The organism is Streptomyces thermodiastaticus (genome assembly GCF_014656135.1).
GTDB lineage: Bacteria > Actinomycetota > Actinomycetes > Streptomycetales > Streptomycetaceae > Streptomyces > Streptomyces thermodiastaticus.
The window spans coordinates 14,766-29,631 of sequence record NZ_BNBV01000011.1 but is presented as its reverse complement, the minus strand read 5'-3'; the positions used below and the strand labels follow the sequence as shown (position 1 = coordinate 29,631).

Annotated in this window: 12 protein-coding genes; 4 read left to right on the top strand and 8 right to left on the bottom strand. The window is 71.6% G+C overall.

Annotation, left to right across the window (positions count from 1 at the left end; all coding sequences use genetic code 11):
- Nucleotides 1-3 precede the first annotated feature (3 nt).
- Complete coding sequence (locus IE286_RS12750) at nt 4-612, bottom strand: SCO3374 family protein (RefSeq protein ID WP_189796803.1); 609 nt, start codon at nt 610-612, stop codon at nt 4-6.
- Nucleotides 613-1,053: 441 nt separating this feature from the next.
- Here IE286_RS12750 and IE286_RS12745 point away from each other — a divergent pair, with 441 nt between their 5' ends.
- Together IE286_RS12745 and IE286_RS12740 are read left to right on the top strand one after the other, a co-directional pair.
- Complete coding sequence (locus tag IE286_RS12745) at nt 1,054-3,579, top strand: ATP-dependent Clp protease ATP-binding subunit (RefSeq protein ID WP_189796802.1); 2,526 nt, start codon at nt 1,054-1,056, stop codon at nt 3,577-3,579.
- Between the two features lie 883 nt (nt 3,580-4,462).
- Nucleotides 4,463-5,044 carry a M23 family metallopeptidase gene (locus tag IE286_RS12740; RefSeq protein WP_189796801.1) on the top strand — a complete coding sequence of 194 codons (582 nt, stop codon included), beginning with the start codon at nt 4,463-4,465 and terminating at the stop codon, nt 5,042-5,044.
- Between the two features lie 162 nt (nt 5,045-5,206).
- Here the strand turns inward: IE286_RS12740 and IE286_RS12735 are convergent, their stop codons facing one another.
- Nucleotides 5,207-5,806 carry a TetR/AcrR family transcriptional regulator gene (locus tag IE286_RS12735; RefSeq protein ID WP_189796800.1) on the bottom strand — a complete coding sequence of 200 codons (600 nt, stop codon included), beginning with the start codon at nt 5,804-5,806 and terminating at the stop codon, nt 5,207-5,209.
- 160 nt (nt 5,807-5,966) lie between these two features.
- On the opposite strand from IE286_RS12735, the gene IE286_RS12730 reads away from it, so the two are divergent.
- On the top strand, nt 5,967-7,550 hold the full coding sequence (locus tag IE286_RS12730; protein ID WP_189796799.1) for an MDR family MFS transporter: 1,584 nt from the start codon (nt 5,967-5,969) through the stop codon (nt 7,548-7,550).
- Between the two features lie 216 nt (nt 7,551-7,766).
- Here IE286_RS12730 and cseC read toward each other — a convergent pair whose 3' ends face one another.
- From cseC to IE286_RS12705, 5 genes are all read right to left on the bottom strand, one after another.
- Complete coding sequence (gene cseC, locus IE286_RS12725) at nt 7,767-9,164, bottom strand: two-component system sensor histidine kinase CseC (protein ID WP_189796798.1); 1,398 nt, start codon at nt 9,162-9,164, stop codon at nt 7,767-7,769.
- 12 nt (nt 9,165-9,176) lie between these two features.
- Nucleotides 9,177-9,878, bottom strand: a complete 702-nt coding sequence (gene cseB, locus IE286_RS12720; RefSeq protein ID WP_189796797.1) for a two-component system response regulator CseB — start codon at nt 9,876-9,878, stop codon at nt 9,177-9,179.
- A gap of 115 nt (nt 9,879-9,993) precedes the next feature.
- Nucleotides 9,994-10,668, bottom strand: a complete 675-nt coding sequence (locus IE286_RS12715; RefSeq protein ID WP_372462546.1) for a hypothetical protein — start codon at nt 10,666-10,668, stop codon at nt 9,994-9,996.
- A complete protein-coding gene (locus IE286_RS12710; protein ID WP_189796795.1) occupies nt 10,656-11,195 on the bottom strand; it encodes a SigE family RNA polymerase sigma factor in 540 nt (179 codons plus the stop codon). Before IE286_RS12710 ends, IE286_RS12715 begins: the two co-directional genes overlap by 13 nt.
- A 340-nt stretch (nt 11,196-11,535) precedes the next feature.
- On the bottom strand, nt 11,536-12,474 hold the full coding sequence (locus IE286_RS12705; RefSeq protein WP_189796794.1) for an iron-sulfur binding domain-containing protein: 939 nt from the start codon (nt 12,472-12,474) through the stop codon (nt 11,536-11,538).
- Between the two features lie 203 nt (nt 12,475-12,677).
- Here IE286_RS12705 and IE286_RS12700 point away from each other — a divergent pair, with 203 nt between their 5' ends.
- Nucleotides 12,678-13,490: a hypothetical protein gene (locus tag IE286_RS12700; RefSeq protein ID WP_189796793.1), complete on the top strand. Its 813-nt coding sequence runs from the start codon at nt 12,678-12,680 to the stop codon at nt 13,488-13,490.
- Nucleotides 13,491-13,708: 218 nt separating this feature from the next.
- On the opposite strand, the gene disA is transcribed toward IE286_RS12700, so the two are convergent.
- Nucleotides 13,709-14,833 carry a DNA integrity scanning diadenylate cyclase DisA gene (gene disA / locus IE286_RS12695; RefSeq protein WP_189796792.1) on the bottom strand — a complete coding sequence of 375 codons (1,125 nt, stop codon included), beginning with the start codon at nt 14,831-14,833 and terminating at the stop codon, nt 13,709-13,711.
- Between the last annotated feature and the right edge of the window lie 33 nt (nt 14,834-14,866).

Here is a 14,866-nt window from a genome sequence, read left to right as displayed (position 1 = left end):
AGGCTACGAGCGATCCGGCCGGCGGCCGCACACGCGCCGCAGCCGGAGCCGGTGGCACTGAGCTGCCACCGTGTCCACGACTCGTGCGAGATCGGGGGAGCCACCCGTGCCCCCCAAGGCCGACAGCGTCGGCAGCGAGGCCTCGACCTCGCATCCTGGCCCAGGGGGCCGCACCCATACGGCGGCCCCCTGAGAGACGGAACGGTCCCGGGCGGGCGGCCGTGCCGCGGCCGCCCCGGCACCGGGCGGCGGCGCGTCCATGAGCGTGCCCTCGCCCAGCGCCACCAGGTCCAGGCCTACCCCGTCCCACTCCAGCCAGCGCAGCAGCCCCGGCAGCTCCTGAGCGCTGCCCGCGGCCACCAGCAGCCGCATCCGGCCGTCCTGGGCGGCCACCGGGGAGCCAGGCCGCAGGTGGCGCAGCGCCGCCCGCCCGGCCTCGGCCGGGACGTCCAGGACGTCGAAGCGGCGGCCCACGACGAGGCGCACCGGCCATCCGGGCACCGTCGCCCAGCCCAGTTCGTTCTCGTACCAGTTCCGGATCCACCGCTCCGGGCCGCTCGGCCGGCGCGGCGCGGGGACCGGGAGAGGGAGCGTGGAGAGGCTGCCGACCATGACCGGTGCAACGGACGAGGACGGAGTGCGGTTACTGCGAGTGCCGTCTCCGATACGCAGAGTGCCGAAAACGGTGCCGTCCGAAGACTGCGAGGGGCGCAAGGTTGTTCGCCCATAGCGGAGGGATGCGGTGCGCGCCGCATGGAGTGTCGGTGCCGGCGGGTAAGACATCCCTAGTGGGAGGGGTTGACGCGCAGGCCGCACCCGGGCGGCGGAGCCCCACGTTCGCCATCGGCGTACTGGCGACTGGGGTAACTGCCTGGCCTGCGGGAACATCGTCTCGCACCATCGGGTTGGAGCATATGTCGGCGTTCGGGGTCAGGAGGCCATCGACGGTGTCGGCAGTTGGAATGAGCGGTCCCCGCTTGCGGGACTAAGCTGCGGAAGGACAGGGAGGGGAAGTTCCCCTTACTGCCTGACCGCTCTGAGGAGCGATTAACGATGTTCGAGAGGTTCACCGACCGCGCGCGGCGGGTTGTCGTCCTGGCTCAGGAAGAAGCCCGGATGCTCAACCACAACTACATCGGCACCGAGCACATCCTCCTGGGCCTGATCCACGAGGGTGAGGGTGTCGCCGCCAAGGCCCTTGAGAGCCTCGGGATTTCGCTCGAGGCGGTCCGCCAGCAGGTGGAGGAGATCATCGGCCAGGGCCAGCAGGCGCCGTCCGGTCACATCCCCTTCACTCCCCGTGCCAAGAAGGTCCTGGAGCTCTCGCTCCGCGAGGCACTCCAGCTGGGCCACAACTACATCGGCACGGAGCACATCCTGCTCGGCCTGATCCGCGAGGGCGAGGGCGTGGCCGCCCAGGTCCTGGTCAAGCTGGGCGCTGATCTCAACCGCGTGCGGCAGCAGGTGATCCAGCTGCTCTCCGGTTACCAGGGCAAGGAGACCGCCACCGCCGGCGGGCCTGCCGAGGGCACCCCCTCGACGTCCCTGGTCCTCGACCAGTTCGGCCGGAACCTCACCCAGGCGGCCCGCGAGTCCAAGCTCGACCCGGTCATCGGGCGCGAGAAGGAGATCGAGCGGGTCATGCAGGTGCTGTCCCGCCGTACCAAGAACAACCCGGTCCTGATCGGTGAACCCGGTGTCGGCAAGACCGCCGTCGTCGAGGGCCTCGCGCAGGCCATCGTCAAGGGCGAGGTGCCCGAGACCCTCAAGGACAAGCACCTCTACACCCTGGACCTCGGCGCCCTGGTGGCCGGCTCCCGCTACCGCGGTGACTTCGAGGAGCGCCTGAAGAAGGTGCTCAAGGAGATCCGCACGCGCGGCGACATCATCCTGTTCATCGACGAGCTGCACACGCTGGTCGGCGCGGGCGCCGCCGAGGGCGCCATCGACGCGGCCTCCATCCTCAAGCCGATGCTGGCCCGCGGCGAGCTGCAGACCATCGGTGCCACCACCCTGGACGAGTACCGCAAGCACCTGGAGAAGGACGCGGCCCTGGAGCGCCGCTTCCAGCCCATCCAGGTCGCCGAGCCGTCCCTGCCGCACACCATCGAGATCCTCAAGGGCCTGCGCGACCGGTACGAGGCGCACCACCGCGTCTCCATCACCGACGAGGCCCTGGTCCAGGCCGCCACCCTGGCCGACCGGTACATCTCGGACCGCTTCCTGCCGGACAAGGCGATCGACCTGATCGACGAGGCCGGCTCCCGGATGCGGATCCGCCGGATGACCGCGCCGCCGGACCTGCGCGAGTTCGACGAGAAGATCGCCGCGGTGCGCCGGGACAAGGAGTCCGCGATCGACTCGCAGGACTTCGAGAAGGCCGCCTCCCTGCGCGACAAGGAGAAGCAGCTCCTGGCCGCCAAGGCCAAGCGGGAGAAGGAGTGGAAGTCCGGCGACATGGACGTCGTCGCCGAGGTCGACGGCGAGCTGATCGCCGAGGTCCTCGCCACGGCCACCGGCATCCCGGTCTTCAAGCTCACCGAGGAGGAGTCCAGCCGCCTGCTCCGCATGGAGGAGGAGCTGCACAAGCGGGTCATCGGCCAGGACGACGCCGTCAAGGCGCTGTCCAAGGCGATCCGCCGTACCCGTGCGGGTCTGAAGGACCCCAAGCGTCCGGGTGGCTCGTTCATCTTCGCCGGCCCGTCCGGTGTGGGTAAGACCGAGCTGTCCAAGGCGCTGGCGGAGTTCCTGTTCGGTGACGAGGACGCGCTGATCTCCCTCGACATGTCGGAGTTCAGCGAGAAGCACACGGTCTCCCGTCTCTTCGGTTCGCCCCCCGGTTACGTGGGCTACGAGGAGGGCGGCCAGCTGACGGAGAAGGTGCGGCGCAAGCCGTTCTCCGTGGTCCTCTTCGACGAGGTCGAGAAGGCCCACCCGGACATCTTCAACTCGCTGCTGCAGATCCTGGAGGACGGTCGCCTGACCGACTCCCAGGGCCGGGTCGTGGACTTCAAGAACACGGTCATCATCATGACCACCAACCTCGGCACCCGGGACATCTCCAAGGGCTTCAACCTGGGCTTCGCGGCGCAGGGCGACACGAAGACCAACTACGAGCGGATGAAGAACAAGGTCCAGGACGAGCTGAAGCAGCACTTCCGGCCCGAGTTCCTCAACCGTGTCGACGACGTGGTGGTCTTCCCGCAGCTGACGCAGGAGGACATCCTGCGGATCGTCGACCTGATGATCAGCAAGGTGGACGAGCGCCTGAAGGACCGGGACATGGGCATCGAGCTGTCCCAGTCCGCCAAGGAGCTGCTGGCCAAGAAGGGCTACGACCCCGTGCTGGGCGCCCGGCCGCTGCGCCGGACCATCCAGCGCGAGATCGAGGACACGCTCTCGGAGAAGATCCTCTTCGGCGAGCTGCGTCCGGGCCACATCGTGGTCGTCGACACGGAGGGCGAGGGCGAGGAGCGGACCTTCACCTTCCGCGGCGAGGAGAAGTCGGCCCTGCCGGACGTCCCGCCGATCGAGCAGGCGGCCGGCGGAGCCGGTCCGAACCTGAGCAAGGACGCCTGAGCGCCCAGCGCGCACCCGAAGGGGCCGGTGCTTCGAGCACCGGCCCCTTCGGCCTGTCCGCACGCCTCGCGCCCCGTCCGTGGGGCGGCAGGACGCCGTGGCGGCGGCCGGCACCTGTCGGCGAGGCGGCACCGTGCGTGGGCGACCTGAGCCGTGCGCGGGTGGGTCTGAGCCGTTGTGCGAGGCCGTCCGGGCCCGCCTGAGGCCGCCCGAGGCCGCCTGGGCTGGTCTGGGCGTTCCGGGGCCGCTTGAGGCCGTCTGAGACCGCCTGTGGGCCGTCACCGGGACGCTCCGGCGATGCGCGGTGGCCGTGAGGGCATGGAACGGGCCCGCACCGCCACGGGCGGGGCTGTGAGCACTCGCAGCGGAGCCGGTCCGGACGGGACTTGCCGGGCACGGCCCAGGGCCACCCCGGCCGTCCTGGCGCCGATTGATGTGCGCATGCCTGTCGCGTCGGCCGGCCCCCTGCCTCGCACCGGAGCGCTCTGACACCCAGGGGTGCGGCAGGCCCGGGGTGCCGCCGGGGCCGACTGCGCTGAGACGGGGGCCACATGAGCCCGGTCACACGTCACCCCACCCGAAGGGGCTGCGTCGGTGACATGCAGCACAGGCGTTCCGGCGGGTACTAAGCGCCTTAGTGACGGACATAGCCCGATAAGCCCGACATTTCACCGTGCACAATGTCGGAAATTCGGCGTTGAACAGGTGCTTTGTTCTGAATGAGCGCGCTGTCAAGAGATCTGCGTCACTGACCCCTGTTACGACGTTGGGTCGTAGGAGGGGTGTTTGAGGGGCGATGACCGGCCGGGTTACCAAGGTTCGGCCGCCCGGCGAGCGTACAGCGCCCGGGTGGTCCCCATGCCCCCCACACGCAGAGGTTTCGATGTTCCAGCGCGCCACGTCCCGTTCCGCCCGGGCGACCAAGCTTCGTGTCCGTGCCGCCCTTCTCGCCGCCGGCCTCGGAGTCTCGGCCGCGGTGGGCGCGGGAGCAGCGAACGCCGCCGAGACCACGGCGGCTCCCACCGCCGCCGCCGCCAAGACGGCCGCCACCTGGGTCGACCCGGTGCAGCACTACACGCTGTCCGCGTCCTTCAACCAGGGCGGCAGCCACTGGGCGCACAGGCACAGCGGTCAGGACTTCGCCGTGCCGATCGGCACGAACGTCGTCGCCGCCCACGGCGGCACCGTCGTCAAGGCCGGCCCGAACGGCGCCGGTGACGGCCCCGCCTACGGCAACGCCATCGTCATCAAGCACGGCAACGGGCTGTACACCCAGTACGCCCACCTGTCCCGCGTGGACGTGAAGGTCGGCCAGGTCGTCACCACCGGCCAGCACATCGCCCGGTCCGGCAACACCGGCAACAGCACCGGCCCGCACCTGCACTTCGAGGTCCGTACGACCCCCAACTACGGCTCGGCCGTCAACCCGGTCGCCTTCCTCCGCGCTCACGGCGTGAAGGTCTGAGCGAACAGCCGCCCGGCCGGGACGTCCGCCCCGTGAGGGACGCCGCCCGGAGGCCGTCCGCCGGTGTCTTTCCCGCACCGCCGCCCGCCGCCCGCCGCCCGTGCAGCGGGCGGCGGTGCGTCGTGCTTCCGGCAGGGGGCGGCCGGCGGAGAGCCGGAGCCTTCACTCCCCGTCGCGAGTGCCCTGGTGCGCCTGGGTGATCAGGTCGATCGCGACCTCCAGAACGGCCTCGCGCCGCTTGTCGGGATCGCTCTCGATGTCCTGCAGGACGAACATGCCGGCGTTCAGCGTGAACAGGGCGCTGACGCTGCGGACCTGGTCGGCCAGGCGCGCGTCCGGGTCGACGATGATGCTGCGCAGGCCCATCATCCGCTGCTTGAAGGTGTCGCCGATGCGCAGCTCCCGCACCGTGGCCTGGTTCTCCTGCATGAAGCGGAACAGCGGTGCGGCGGCGGCCAGGGCGGCGCTGTAGCGGCGGATGATCTCCTGCTTGGTCTCCAGGGTGGGCGGCTGCTGCCGTCCCCACTCGACCAGCTCGCCGAGCGGCCGGGTCAGGTCCTCGAAGAGACTGACGATGATCTCTTCCTTGCTCTTGAAGTGGTAGTACAGGGCCGCCTTCGTGACGCCCAGGCGCTCGGCGATCTCCCGCAGTGAGGTCTTCTCGTAGCCCTGCTCGGCGAAGAGCGCGAGCGCCACATCCTGGATGCGCTGGCGGGTGTTCCCGCGGCGCTGCTGCTTGGTGCCGTCCATCGTGACGCCCATCCTCGTCCTCCTTGACCTCACCTTAAACCTGACCGGCCGACCGGTCAGCAAACTTACTTGACGACCGGCTAGTTAGCGCCTACCTTCTAGACGGCAACTTGCCGGTCGGCAAGTAAGCGCGGGGGCTCAACTCATCTGTTCCGTAGGGGGAGGCACGAGAATGGCGCAAGCAGTCATAGACACGACTCGGACCGGCTCGGCCGGCAAGCAACCCAGGAGCGTGCGGGTCGTCCTGCTCGCCCTGATGATCGCGATGTTGCTCGCGATGCTCGACAACATGATCGTGGGCACGGCGATGCCCACGATCGTCGGCGAACTCGGCGGCCTGGAACACCTGTCCTGGGTGGTGACCGCCTACACCCTGGCCACCGCCGCGGCCACCCCGCTGTGGGGCAAGCTCGGGGACATGTACGGGCGCAAGGGCACCTTCCTCACCTCGATCGTGATCTTCCTGGCCGGGTCGGCGCTCAGCGGCATGGCGCAGAACATGGGCGAGCTGATCGGCTTCCGGGCCGTGCAGGGCCTGGGCGCGGGCGGCCTGATGGTCGGCGTCATGGCGATCATCGGCGACCTCGTCCCGCCGCGCGAGCGGGGCCGGTACCAGGGCATGATGGCGGGCGTCATGGCGCTCGCCATGATCGGCGGCCCGCTCGTCGGCGGCACCATCACCGACCACTGGGGCTGGCGCTGGGCCTTCTACATCAACCTGCCGCTCGGCGCGGTGGCGCTCGCCGCGATCAGCATCGTGCTGCACCTGCCGAAGAAGCGCGCCCGGGCACGGGTCGACTACCTGGGCGCCGCGCTGCTGACCCTCGGCATCTGCGCCATCGTGCTCGTCACCACCTGGGGCGGCACCGAGTACGCCTGGACCTCCGCGCGGATCATGGAGCTGATCGCGATCGGCGTGGTCGCGCTGGCCGGGTTCCTCCTGTGGGAGACCAGGGCCGCCGAGCCGATCGTGCCGCTGCACATCTTCCGCAGCCGGAACTTCTCCCTGATGTCGCTGATCGGCTTCATCACCGGCTTCGTGATGTTCGGCGCGGTGCTGTTCCTGCCGCTGTACCAGCAGGCGGTGCAGGGGGCCTCCGCGACCAACTCCGGTCTGCTGCTCCTGCCGATGCTGGGCGCGACGATGGTCGTGTCGCTGATCGCCGGCCGGGTCACCACCACCAGCGGCCGGTACAAGATCTTCCCCCTGGCCGGGGGCGTCCTGATCGTCGCCGGCCTGTATCTGCTGTCCCTGATGGACACCGGCACCACCCGCCTCACCTCGGGGCTGTACATGGCGGTCCTCGGTGCGGGCATGGGCTGCCTGATGCAGATCACCATGCTGGTCGCGCAGAACAGCGTCGAGCTGAAGGACATCGGTGTGGCCTCCTCGACCACCACCCTCGCCCGTACGCTCGGCTCCTCCTTCGGCGTCTCGGTCATGGGCGCGCTGTTCAACCACCGGGTGCAGGACGTGATGGCCCAGCGGGCCGGCGCCCTGGGCTCGAAGATCACCGAGCAGTCGGCGCAGTTGGACGCCAAGAGCCTGCAGCAGCTGCCGGCCGTGGTCCGCGAGGCCTACCAGCACGCGGTGTCGGCCGGAACCCACGCGGCGTTCCTGCTGGGCTCGGCGGTGGCGGTGATCGTGCTCGTGGCGGCGCTGTTCGTCAAGGAGGTCCCGCTGCGCGGCACGGGTCCGGCCCCGGCGGCGCAGAGCCCGGAGAGCGACGCGGCGGTCCGCGAGGAGACGGTCTGAGCGATCCGGGCGGACCGTCCGGGCGCTGCGAGCAGACGTCCGCTCCGGCACGGCCCGTGTGGCGCGCGGTCCGAAGCTCCGGGCCACGGACCCGGCGCCCGCACCGGACAAGGCCCGGCACCCTCGGTGCCGGGCCTTGTCGCCTCCCCGCCGCGCGGCCCGCAGCCCGCGGACCCGCACCGGACTCAGCGCCTGCGCTCACGGGCTCTCACGGACTCAGCGCCACCACCTCGCCCGCCTCGCGGGCTTCCCGGCGGTGCCGTCGTCCTGGCTGGGCAGCACCGGGTAGCTGCCGGTGTTCGTCGGCGCGTGCTCGGGCAGCCACAGGACCGCGACCGCGCCCTCGGCCGGTACGTGCTCCGGCGCGCCCGGGGGCCGGACATTGCGGAAGGTCAGCCGGGCCCCGAGCACCCGGGCCTGGCCGACGGCGATGGTCAGGCCCAGGCCGTGGCCGCGGCCGGCCCGGTCCGCGCTGCCGGTACGGAACCGTCTCGGGCCCTCGGCCAGCAGGTCCTCGGGGAAGCCCGGGCCGTGGTCCCGCACCCGTACGACCCGGCCCTCCACGGTCACCTCGACGGGCGGCCTGCCGTGCCGGGCGGCGTTGGTGAGCAGGTTGAACAGCACGCGCTCCAGGCGCCGCGGATCGGTGGTGACCTCCGACTCGTGCACCACCCGCACCTCGACGCCGGGGTCCTTCGCGGCCACCCGCCGGGTGACGAACTCGCCCAGCATGATGTCCTGCAGCTCGGCCCGTTCCGAGGCGCCGTCGAGCCGGGCGACCTCCAGCACGTCCTCGACCAGCGTGCGCATCGCCTTGGCCCGGTCCAGCACCAGCTCCGTGGGCCGGCCCGGCGGCAGCAGTTCGGCGGCCGTGAGCAGCCCGGTCACGGGGGTGCGCAGCTCGTGCGCGATGTCCGCGGTGACCCGCCGCTCCGCCTCCAGGCGCTCCTGCAGCGCGTCCGCCATCGCGTCCACCGCGCGCGCCAGGTCGTCGGTCTCGTCCCGTACGACGCCGCCGATGGCGTCCCGCACCCGCACGTCCGCCTCGCCCTTGGCGAGCTGGTTCGCGGCCGCGGCGGCCTTGCGCAGCCGGCGCGAGAGCTGGCCGCCGATGAGCACGCCGAGCGCGCTGCCGCCCAGGACCACCGCGATGGACCCGATGACCAGCGCCTGGTCGAGGTCCCGCAGCACGTCGGTGCTGCGGTCGGTGACATGCGTGTGCAGGGACAGCACATGCCCGCCCCGGATCGGCATGGCGGCCCAGATGTCCGGCACGCCTTCCGGGCGGTCCGTGACATAGGTGGCCCGCCGGCCCTGCTCCACCTTGTCGCGCAGCGCGGCGGGCAGCGCCGGGTCGTCGATCTTGTAGGTGCCGTTGGCCGGTCGCCGGCCGGGGCGGTCGTAGAGCGCCTGCGCGAACTGCAGCCGCTGGTCGGCGAGGTCACGCGCGTTGTCCAGCATCGACACCCGGGCGGCGTTGTGCACCACCAGGCTCAGGGAGACCGCGACCAGTGCGCCGACCAGGGCGATGGCCGCGCTGAGCTTCCACCGCAGCCCGGTGTGCATCCGCATGCGCTCCAGGCGCCCGGACAGCGGTCGTGAGGTGCCTCGCATCGCGGCGCCCCGTCAGGCCTTCAGTTTGTAGCCGAAGCCGCGGACCGTCTCGATCCGTTCCTGGCCGATCTTCTGCCGCAGCCGCTGCACATGGACGTCGACGACGCGGGTGTCGCCGCCCCAGCCGTAGTCCCACACCCTCTCCAGGAGCTTGTCCCGGGACAGCACGGTGCCCGGTGCGGCGGAGAACTCCAGCAGCAGCCGCATCTCCGTCGGGGTGAGCGCCACCGGCTGCCCGGCCCGGCGCACCTCCATGCCGTCGGTGTCCACCTGGAGGTCCCCGAAGGTGAGCACCCCGCCGGCCGCCGACCCGGGGCCGGCCTCGCCCCGGGCACCCGCGGCGTGCCCGAAACGGCGCAGTACCGCGCGGATGCGGGCGACCAGGACGGCGCTGTCGAACGGCTTGGTCACATAGTCGTCGGCGCCCGCCTCCAGCCCCAGGACGACGTCGATGGAGTCGGCGCGCGCCGACAGCATGATCACCGGCACCGTCGACTCGTCGCGGATCCGGCGGCACAGGCTGACGCCGTCCAGGCCGGGCACCATCACGTCCAGCAGCGCGATGTCCGGCCGTCTGGCCCGGAACGCCTCCAGGCCCGACAGCCCGTCGGGCATGGCCGTGACCGCGAAGCCGTCGCGCTCCAGGGTGAGCTGTGTGGCCTCGCGGATGACGTCGTCGTCCTCGACGAACAGGACATGGGTCTGCTCTGCCATCCCGGTGTTCTCAGTCCTCGTCTGCTTCGGTGCTGCGTGTGACGGCGGGGTGCCGCCCGCCGGGGCGGCGGGCGGAGCGGCGGGCGCGGGACGCGGCGGGGCGGCGGCCGTCGGCTCAGCCGACCGGTGCCGGGGCCACGGTGGGGCTCCCGCCGACGGCCTTGCTGTACTCGTTGTGGGTGCTGAAGACCTTGACGAACGCGTTGCCGGACCACCGGTAGGTGATCACGTCGTCGCCGGACGGGTTCGAGACGGGGTCGCCCTTCTCGTACACCTGCTTGGTCACCACGAGATCGCCGCGGTCGATCTCGGCGTAGACCGGTGGTTCCTCGGCACGGAAGACGTTCTCGTACCGGCCACCGTGCTCACGGTACACATACGACCCCATCCCGACCGCGTCGTCGCAGGTCAGCACGTTGATCACGACGTCGTCGACGGAACCGCCGGTCAGCTTGCCGTAGGAGACGTCGACCGGGTACTGGTCGCCCGCGCACGGCTTGAGGCCCTGTTTGACCGAGGCCGACACGTTGGGATCGTTCTTGACCAGCTGGACCGCGTTCACCGCCGGCTGCGGGCTCTCGCCGGTACTGGGGATGGAGGCGGCGGGCGGCACCGCCACCGAACTGGCGTCGGCCGGCCCCTCGTCGCGGGCTCCGGTGCCGCCGGTGCCGCAGCCCGACAGCAACAGGCCTGCGGCGGCGAGCACGGCCGTCGCCGTGATCACCGCCGTCAAGAGTCCCCGTGACGGGGTCTTCGGGCCGGATCCGGCCCTGCCGCTCAGGCCGCGCAACGCTCCCGCTCCTCACGCTCCAGCGCGCGTGCGTCCAGATCGCGGGCCTGAAGCTCCTCGCGGAGCCGGGCGAGCGCCCGGTGCAGCGTGCTCTTGACCGTGCCCGTGGACATGCCCAGGGCCGCGGCCGTCTCTTCCGTTGACATCTGCTCCCAGTGTCGCAGCACCACGACACTGCGCTGCTTGGGAGCGAGAACTTTCAGGACGTCCATCAGCAGAGCCCGGTCGGCGTGCTGCTCGGCGGCGTCCTCCACGCGGGCGTCCGGCAGCTGCTCGGTGGGCACCTCCTCCAGCTTGCGGGCCCGCCACCACTCGGTCCGCGTGTTGATCATGACGCGGCGCAGATAGGCGTCGGCGAGCCGCTTGTCCGCGATGCCCTCCCAGCGGCCGTAGGTGCGCACCAGCGCGGTCTGCAGCAGATCCTGGGCGTCGACCGGGTCCGGCACCAGCCGGCGTGCGCTGCGCAGCAGGGCGTCCTGCCGGGTGCGCACGTACTCCTCGAACTCGAGCACCTCGTCCTGCGCCATGATCGACCGCCTCCGTCCCCGTGGCCCGGCCCGCCGTGCCGGGTCCTGCCTCACGTACGGGCGGGCTGTGGTCGGCAGCCGCCCGGTGCCGCCTTCGGCGAAGCACGTGATCGACGGTACGGAGCGGTTGTCACGGGGTTGTCCGAGCCGGCCTGCGGTCGGCGCGCGGCTGTCCGTCGGTTGTGTAACGAAGGAAGAAAACGGACAGAAGGGCGCTCGAAGTCGTCCCGTTCCGGGGGGGCATGTCCGGTCGGCGGCGGCCCGGCAGGTGTGACACAGGCGTGTCACCTTCCGCGGCCACCGCCGACGGTGATGCGAAACTGCGTCAGGTGAAGGAATGTCAGGTCAGCGGCAGCCGGTACATCCCGCCGGGCAGCGGCTCCACCAGGCCGTCCGCGACGAGCCCGTCCAACGCCCGTGCGCGCTGCACCGGTTCGTGCCACACCCGGTCCAGCACCGCCTGCGGCACCGGTGCGTGCGCCTTCCGCAGCACGGCGAGCAGCTTGCCGCGCACCTGACGGTCGGTGCCGGCGTACGTCTGTCCCCGGCGCGGCGGCCCGTCGTGCTCCGGCTTGCCCGCCAGCCGCCAGGCGCAGTGCTCGGCGATCGGGCAGCGGTGGCAGGCCTCGTTCTTCGCCGTGCACACCAGTGCGCCCAGCTCCATGGAGGCGGCGGCCCAGCGGGCCGCGGTCGGCGCGTCCTCGGGCAGCAGGGTCCGCGCCAGGCGGCGTTCGGCGGCGGTGGTGGCGTTCGGCGGGTACTGCACACCGGTGACCGCGCGGGCCAGGACGCGGCGGACGTTGGTGTCCAGCACGGCGTGCCGCTGCCCGTAGGCGAACGACGCGACCGCGGCGGCGGTGTACTCGCCGATGCCGGGCAGCGCGAGCAGCTGCGCGTGCTCGGTGGGCACATCACCGCCGTGCCGTTCCGTTATGGCGACCGCGGCGCCGTGCAGGCGCAGGGCGCGGCGCGGGTAGCCGAGCCGGCCCCAGGCGCGTACGGCCTCGCCGGGCGCCTCCTTGGCGAGGTCGGCGGGGCGGGGCCAGCGCTTGAGCCACTGTTCGTAGACGGGCAGAACGCGGCTGACCGGGGTCTGCTGGAGCATGAACTCGCTGACCATCACGCCCCAGGCGCCCGCGTCGGGGCGCCGCCAGGGCAGGTCGCGGGCGTTGTCGTCGAACCAGTTGATGACCAGGCTGTGCAGGGTCTCGGCGAGCGGGGTGCCGGGAGCGTCGGGGGCGGTGGTGCCGCTGTGCGGGGGCAGTGTGGGCGCAGTCATGGCGTTTCCGATCCTGCCATGCGGGAGTCGGCGCCCGTGTGATCCGGCGCGGGGCGGTGTCGTCGCCGAGCGTGTCCGCCCGCTCACCCCGCTCACAACACCCGCCCAGAAAGCGGGGGTTGCCGGAATGATGATCCGGAAAAGTTGTGCTCCGAGCGGCGGGTGGGGAGGGTGAAGGCGCCGGTCTCTCGTAAAGTTTGGGCGTGGGATCTCTGCGCAATCCGGTCGGGCCGCTTCCGTCGTCCATCTACTGGCGACGGAGGATCGTCGTGCTGTCCGTGATCGCTCTGGTGGCCCTGCTGATCGTCTGGGTGGTCACCTCGCTCGGCGGTGGCGGCGGCCACAAGAACACCGCCGGTCCCTCCGACGGCAAGCATCCCACTCCGTCCACCATCACCCCGGGCCCGTCCGAGTCGGGGCCCGCGATCAGCGAACACCCCGGCGGCCGTGACGAGTCCGGCGCTTCCGGATCCCCCTCGGGCGACGACGACTCCTCTTCCGGCACGGACGACAGCGGCACCGCCGCCGGTTCCTCGCCCTCCGCCGGGGGAGCGGGCACCGGCGCCGAGGGCGGCGACACCGCCGGCGCGGCGCTGCCGGCCGGTTCCACGCTGCCCGACTGCACCGCCGGTACGGTCACGCTGGCCGTCAACAGCGTGCACAACACCTACGCCCCCACCGAGACCCCGGCCATCCGGCTGGTCGCGAAGAACACCTCCGCCCACGACTGCAAGATCGACCTCGGGCCGAAGACCGCGGTGCTGACGATCAGCAAGGCGGGGAGCACCACCCCGTACTGGTCGTCCGCGGACTGCCCGAAGACGGCCGCGAGCCAGTGGTACCGAGTGCCGGGCGGCAGCAGCATCACCCACACGGTGCGCTGGGACCGCAAGCCGAGCGCACCGCAGTGCGCGACGCCGCCGCACGGTTCGGCCGGCGCCGGCACCTACCTGGTGGAGTGGAAGGTTCCGGGCTACGACAAGCTGCCCACGTCGTTCGTGCTGTCCCAGGACTGACCCTGGTGCCCGCCCGGCACGGGCGGACGGGGCACGCGGCCACCGGCGCGGCCGCGTGCCGGTGAACCGACGGCGTCGGACGTACCGCGCCGGGATCCGTCGGACGTACCGCGCCGGGATCCGTCGGACGTACCGCGCCGGGATCCGTCGGACGTACCGCGCCGGGATCCGCCGGACGTACCGCGCCAGGATCCGTCGGACGTACCGTCCGGGATCCGTCAGACGTACCGCTCCAGGATCGACGACTCCGCCAGCCGCGACAGGCCCTCGCGGACGCTGCGGGCCCGGGCCTCGCCCACGCCGTCCACCGTCTGCAGGTCGTCCACGCCCGCGGCGAGCAGCTTCTGCAGCCCGCCGAAGTGCTCGACCAGACGGTCGATGATCGCGCCGGGCAGCCGCGGCACCTTGGCCAGCAGCCGGAAGCCGCGCGGGGACACCGCCGTGTCCAGCGCCTCGGGGGAGCCGGTGTAGCCCAGTGCACGGGCGACGGTGGTCAGCTCCAGCAGCTCGGCGTGGGTGAGCCTGTCCAGCTCGGCGAGGGCCTCCTCGACCGTGCGGGAGCGCTTGGCCGTGGGCTCGGGGACGTAGTCCCGCACGACCAGCTCCCGCTCGGGCTCGACGCCGGCGATCAGCTCGTCCAGCTGCAGCGCCAGCAGCCGGCCGTCGGTGCCCAGCTCCACGACGTACTCGGCGATCTCGGTGGCGATGCGGCGCACCATCTCCAGGCGCTGCGCGACCGCCGCGACGTCCCGGACCGTGACCAGGTCCTCGATCTCCAGCGCCGACAGCGTGCCCGCGACCTCGTCCAGGCGCAGCTTGTAGCGCTCCAGGGTGGCCAGGGCCTGGTTGGCGCGGGAGAGGATCGCCGCCGAGTCCTCCAGCACCCGGCGCTGGCCGTCGACGTACAGGGCGATCAGACGCATCGACTGCGAGACGGAGACCACCGGGAAGCCGACCTGCTTGCTCACGCGGTCCGCCGTGCGGTGCCGGGTGCCGGTCTCCTCGGTGGGGATCGTCGGGTCCGGGACGAGCTGCACGCCCGCCCGCAGGATCTTCGACAGGTCCGAGGAGAGCACGATGCCGCCGTCCAGCTTGCACAGCTCCCGCAGCCGCGTCGCCGTGAACTCCACGTCCAGGACGAAGCCGCCCGTGCACATCGCTTCCACGGTCTTGTCCGAGCCGAGCACGATCAGCCCGCCGGTGTTGCCGCGCAGAACCCGCTCCAGGCCGTCCCGCAGCGGGGTGCCGGGCGCCACGGCGCTCAGTGAGGCGCGCATCAGGCTGTCGGCGCCGGAACTCCCGCCGTACTTTCCGGGAGTCGCTGCCCGGTCGTTGGCTGCCACTGCACTCCTCCGCTTTGGATGCTCGTTCGCCTC

Bases quoted from the DNA above. Each gene is read 5' to 3' on its own strand.
- IE286_RS12750 (WP_189796803.1), bottom strand. From the start codon at position 612: ATGGTCGGCAGCCTCTCCACGCTCCCTCTCCCGGTCCCCGCGCCGCGC.
- IE286_RS12745 (WP_189796802.1), top strand. From the start codon at position 1,054: ATGTTCGAGAGGTTCACCGACCGCGCGCGGCGGGTTGTCGTCCTGGCT.
- IE286_RS12740 (WP_189796801.1), top strand. From the start codon at position 4,463: ATGTTCCAGCGCGCCACGTCCCGTTCCGCCCGGGCGACCAAGCTTCGT.
- IE286_RS12735 (WP_189796800.1), bottom strand. From the start codon at position 5,806: ATGGGCGTCACGATGGACGGCACCAAGCAGCAGCGCCGCGGGAACACC.
- IE286_RS12730 (WP_189796799.1), top strand. From the start codon at position 5,967: ATGGCGCAAGCAGTCATAGACACGACTCGGACCGGCTCGGCCGGCAAG.
- cseC (WP_189796798.1), bottom strand. From the start codon at position 9,164: ATGCGAGGCACCTCACGACCGCTGTCCGGGCGCCTGGAGCGCATGCGG.
- cseB (WP_189796797.1), bottom strand. From the start codon at position 9,878: ATGGCAGAGCAGACCCATGTCCTGTTCGTCGAGGACGACGACGTCATC.
- IE286_RS12710 (WP_189796795.1), bottom strand. From the start codon at position 11,195: ATGGCGCAGGACGAGGTGCTCGAGTTCGAGGAGTACGTGCGCACCCGG.
- IE286_RS12705 (WP_189796794.1), bottom strand. From the start codon at position 12,474: ATGACTGCGCCCACACTGCCCCCGCACAGCGGCACCACCGCCCCCGAC.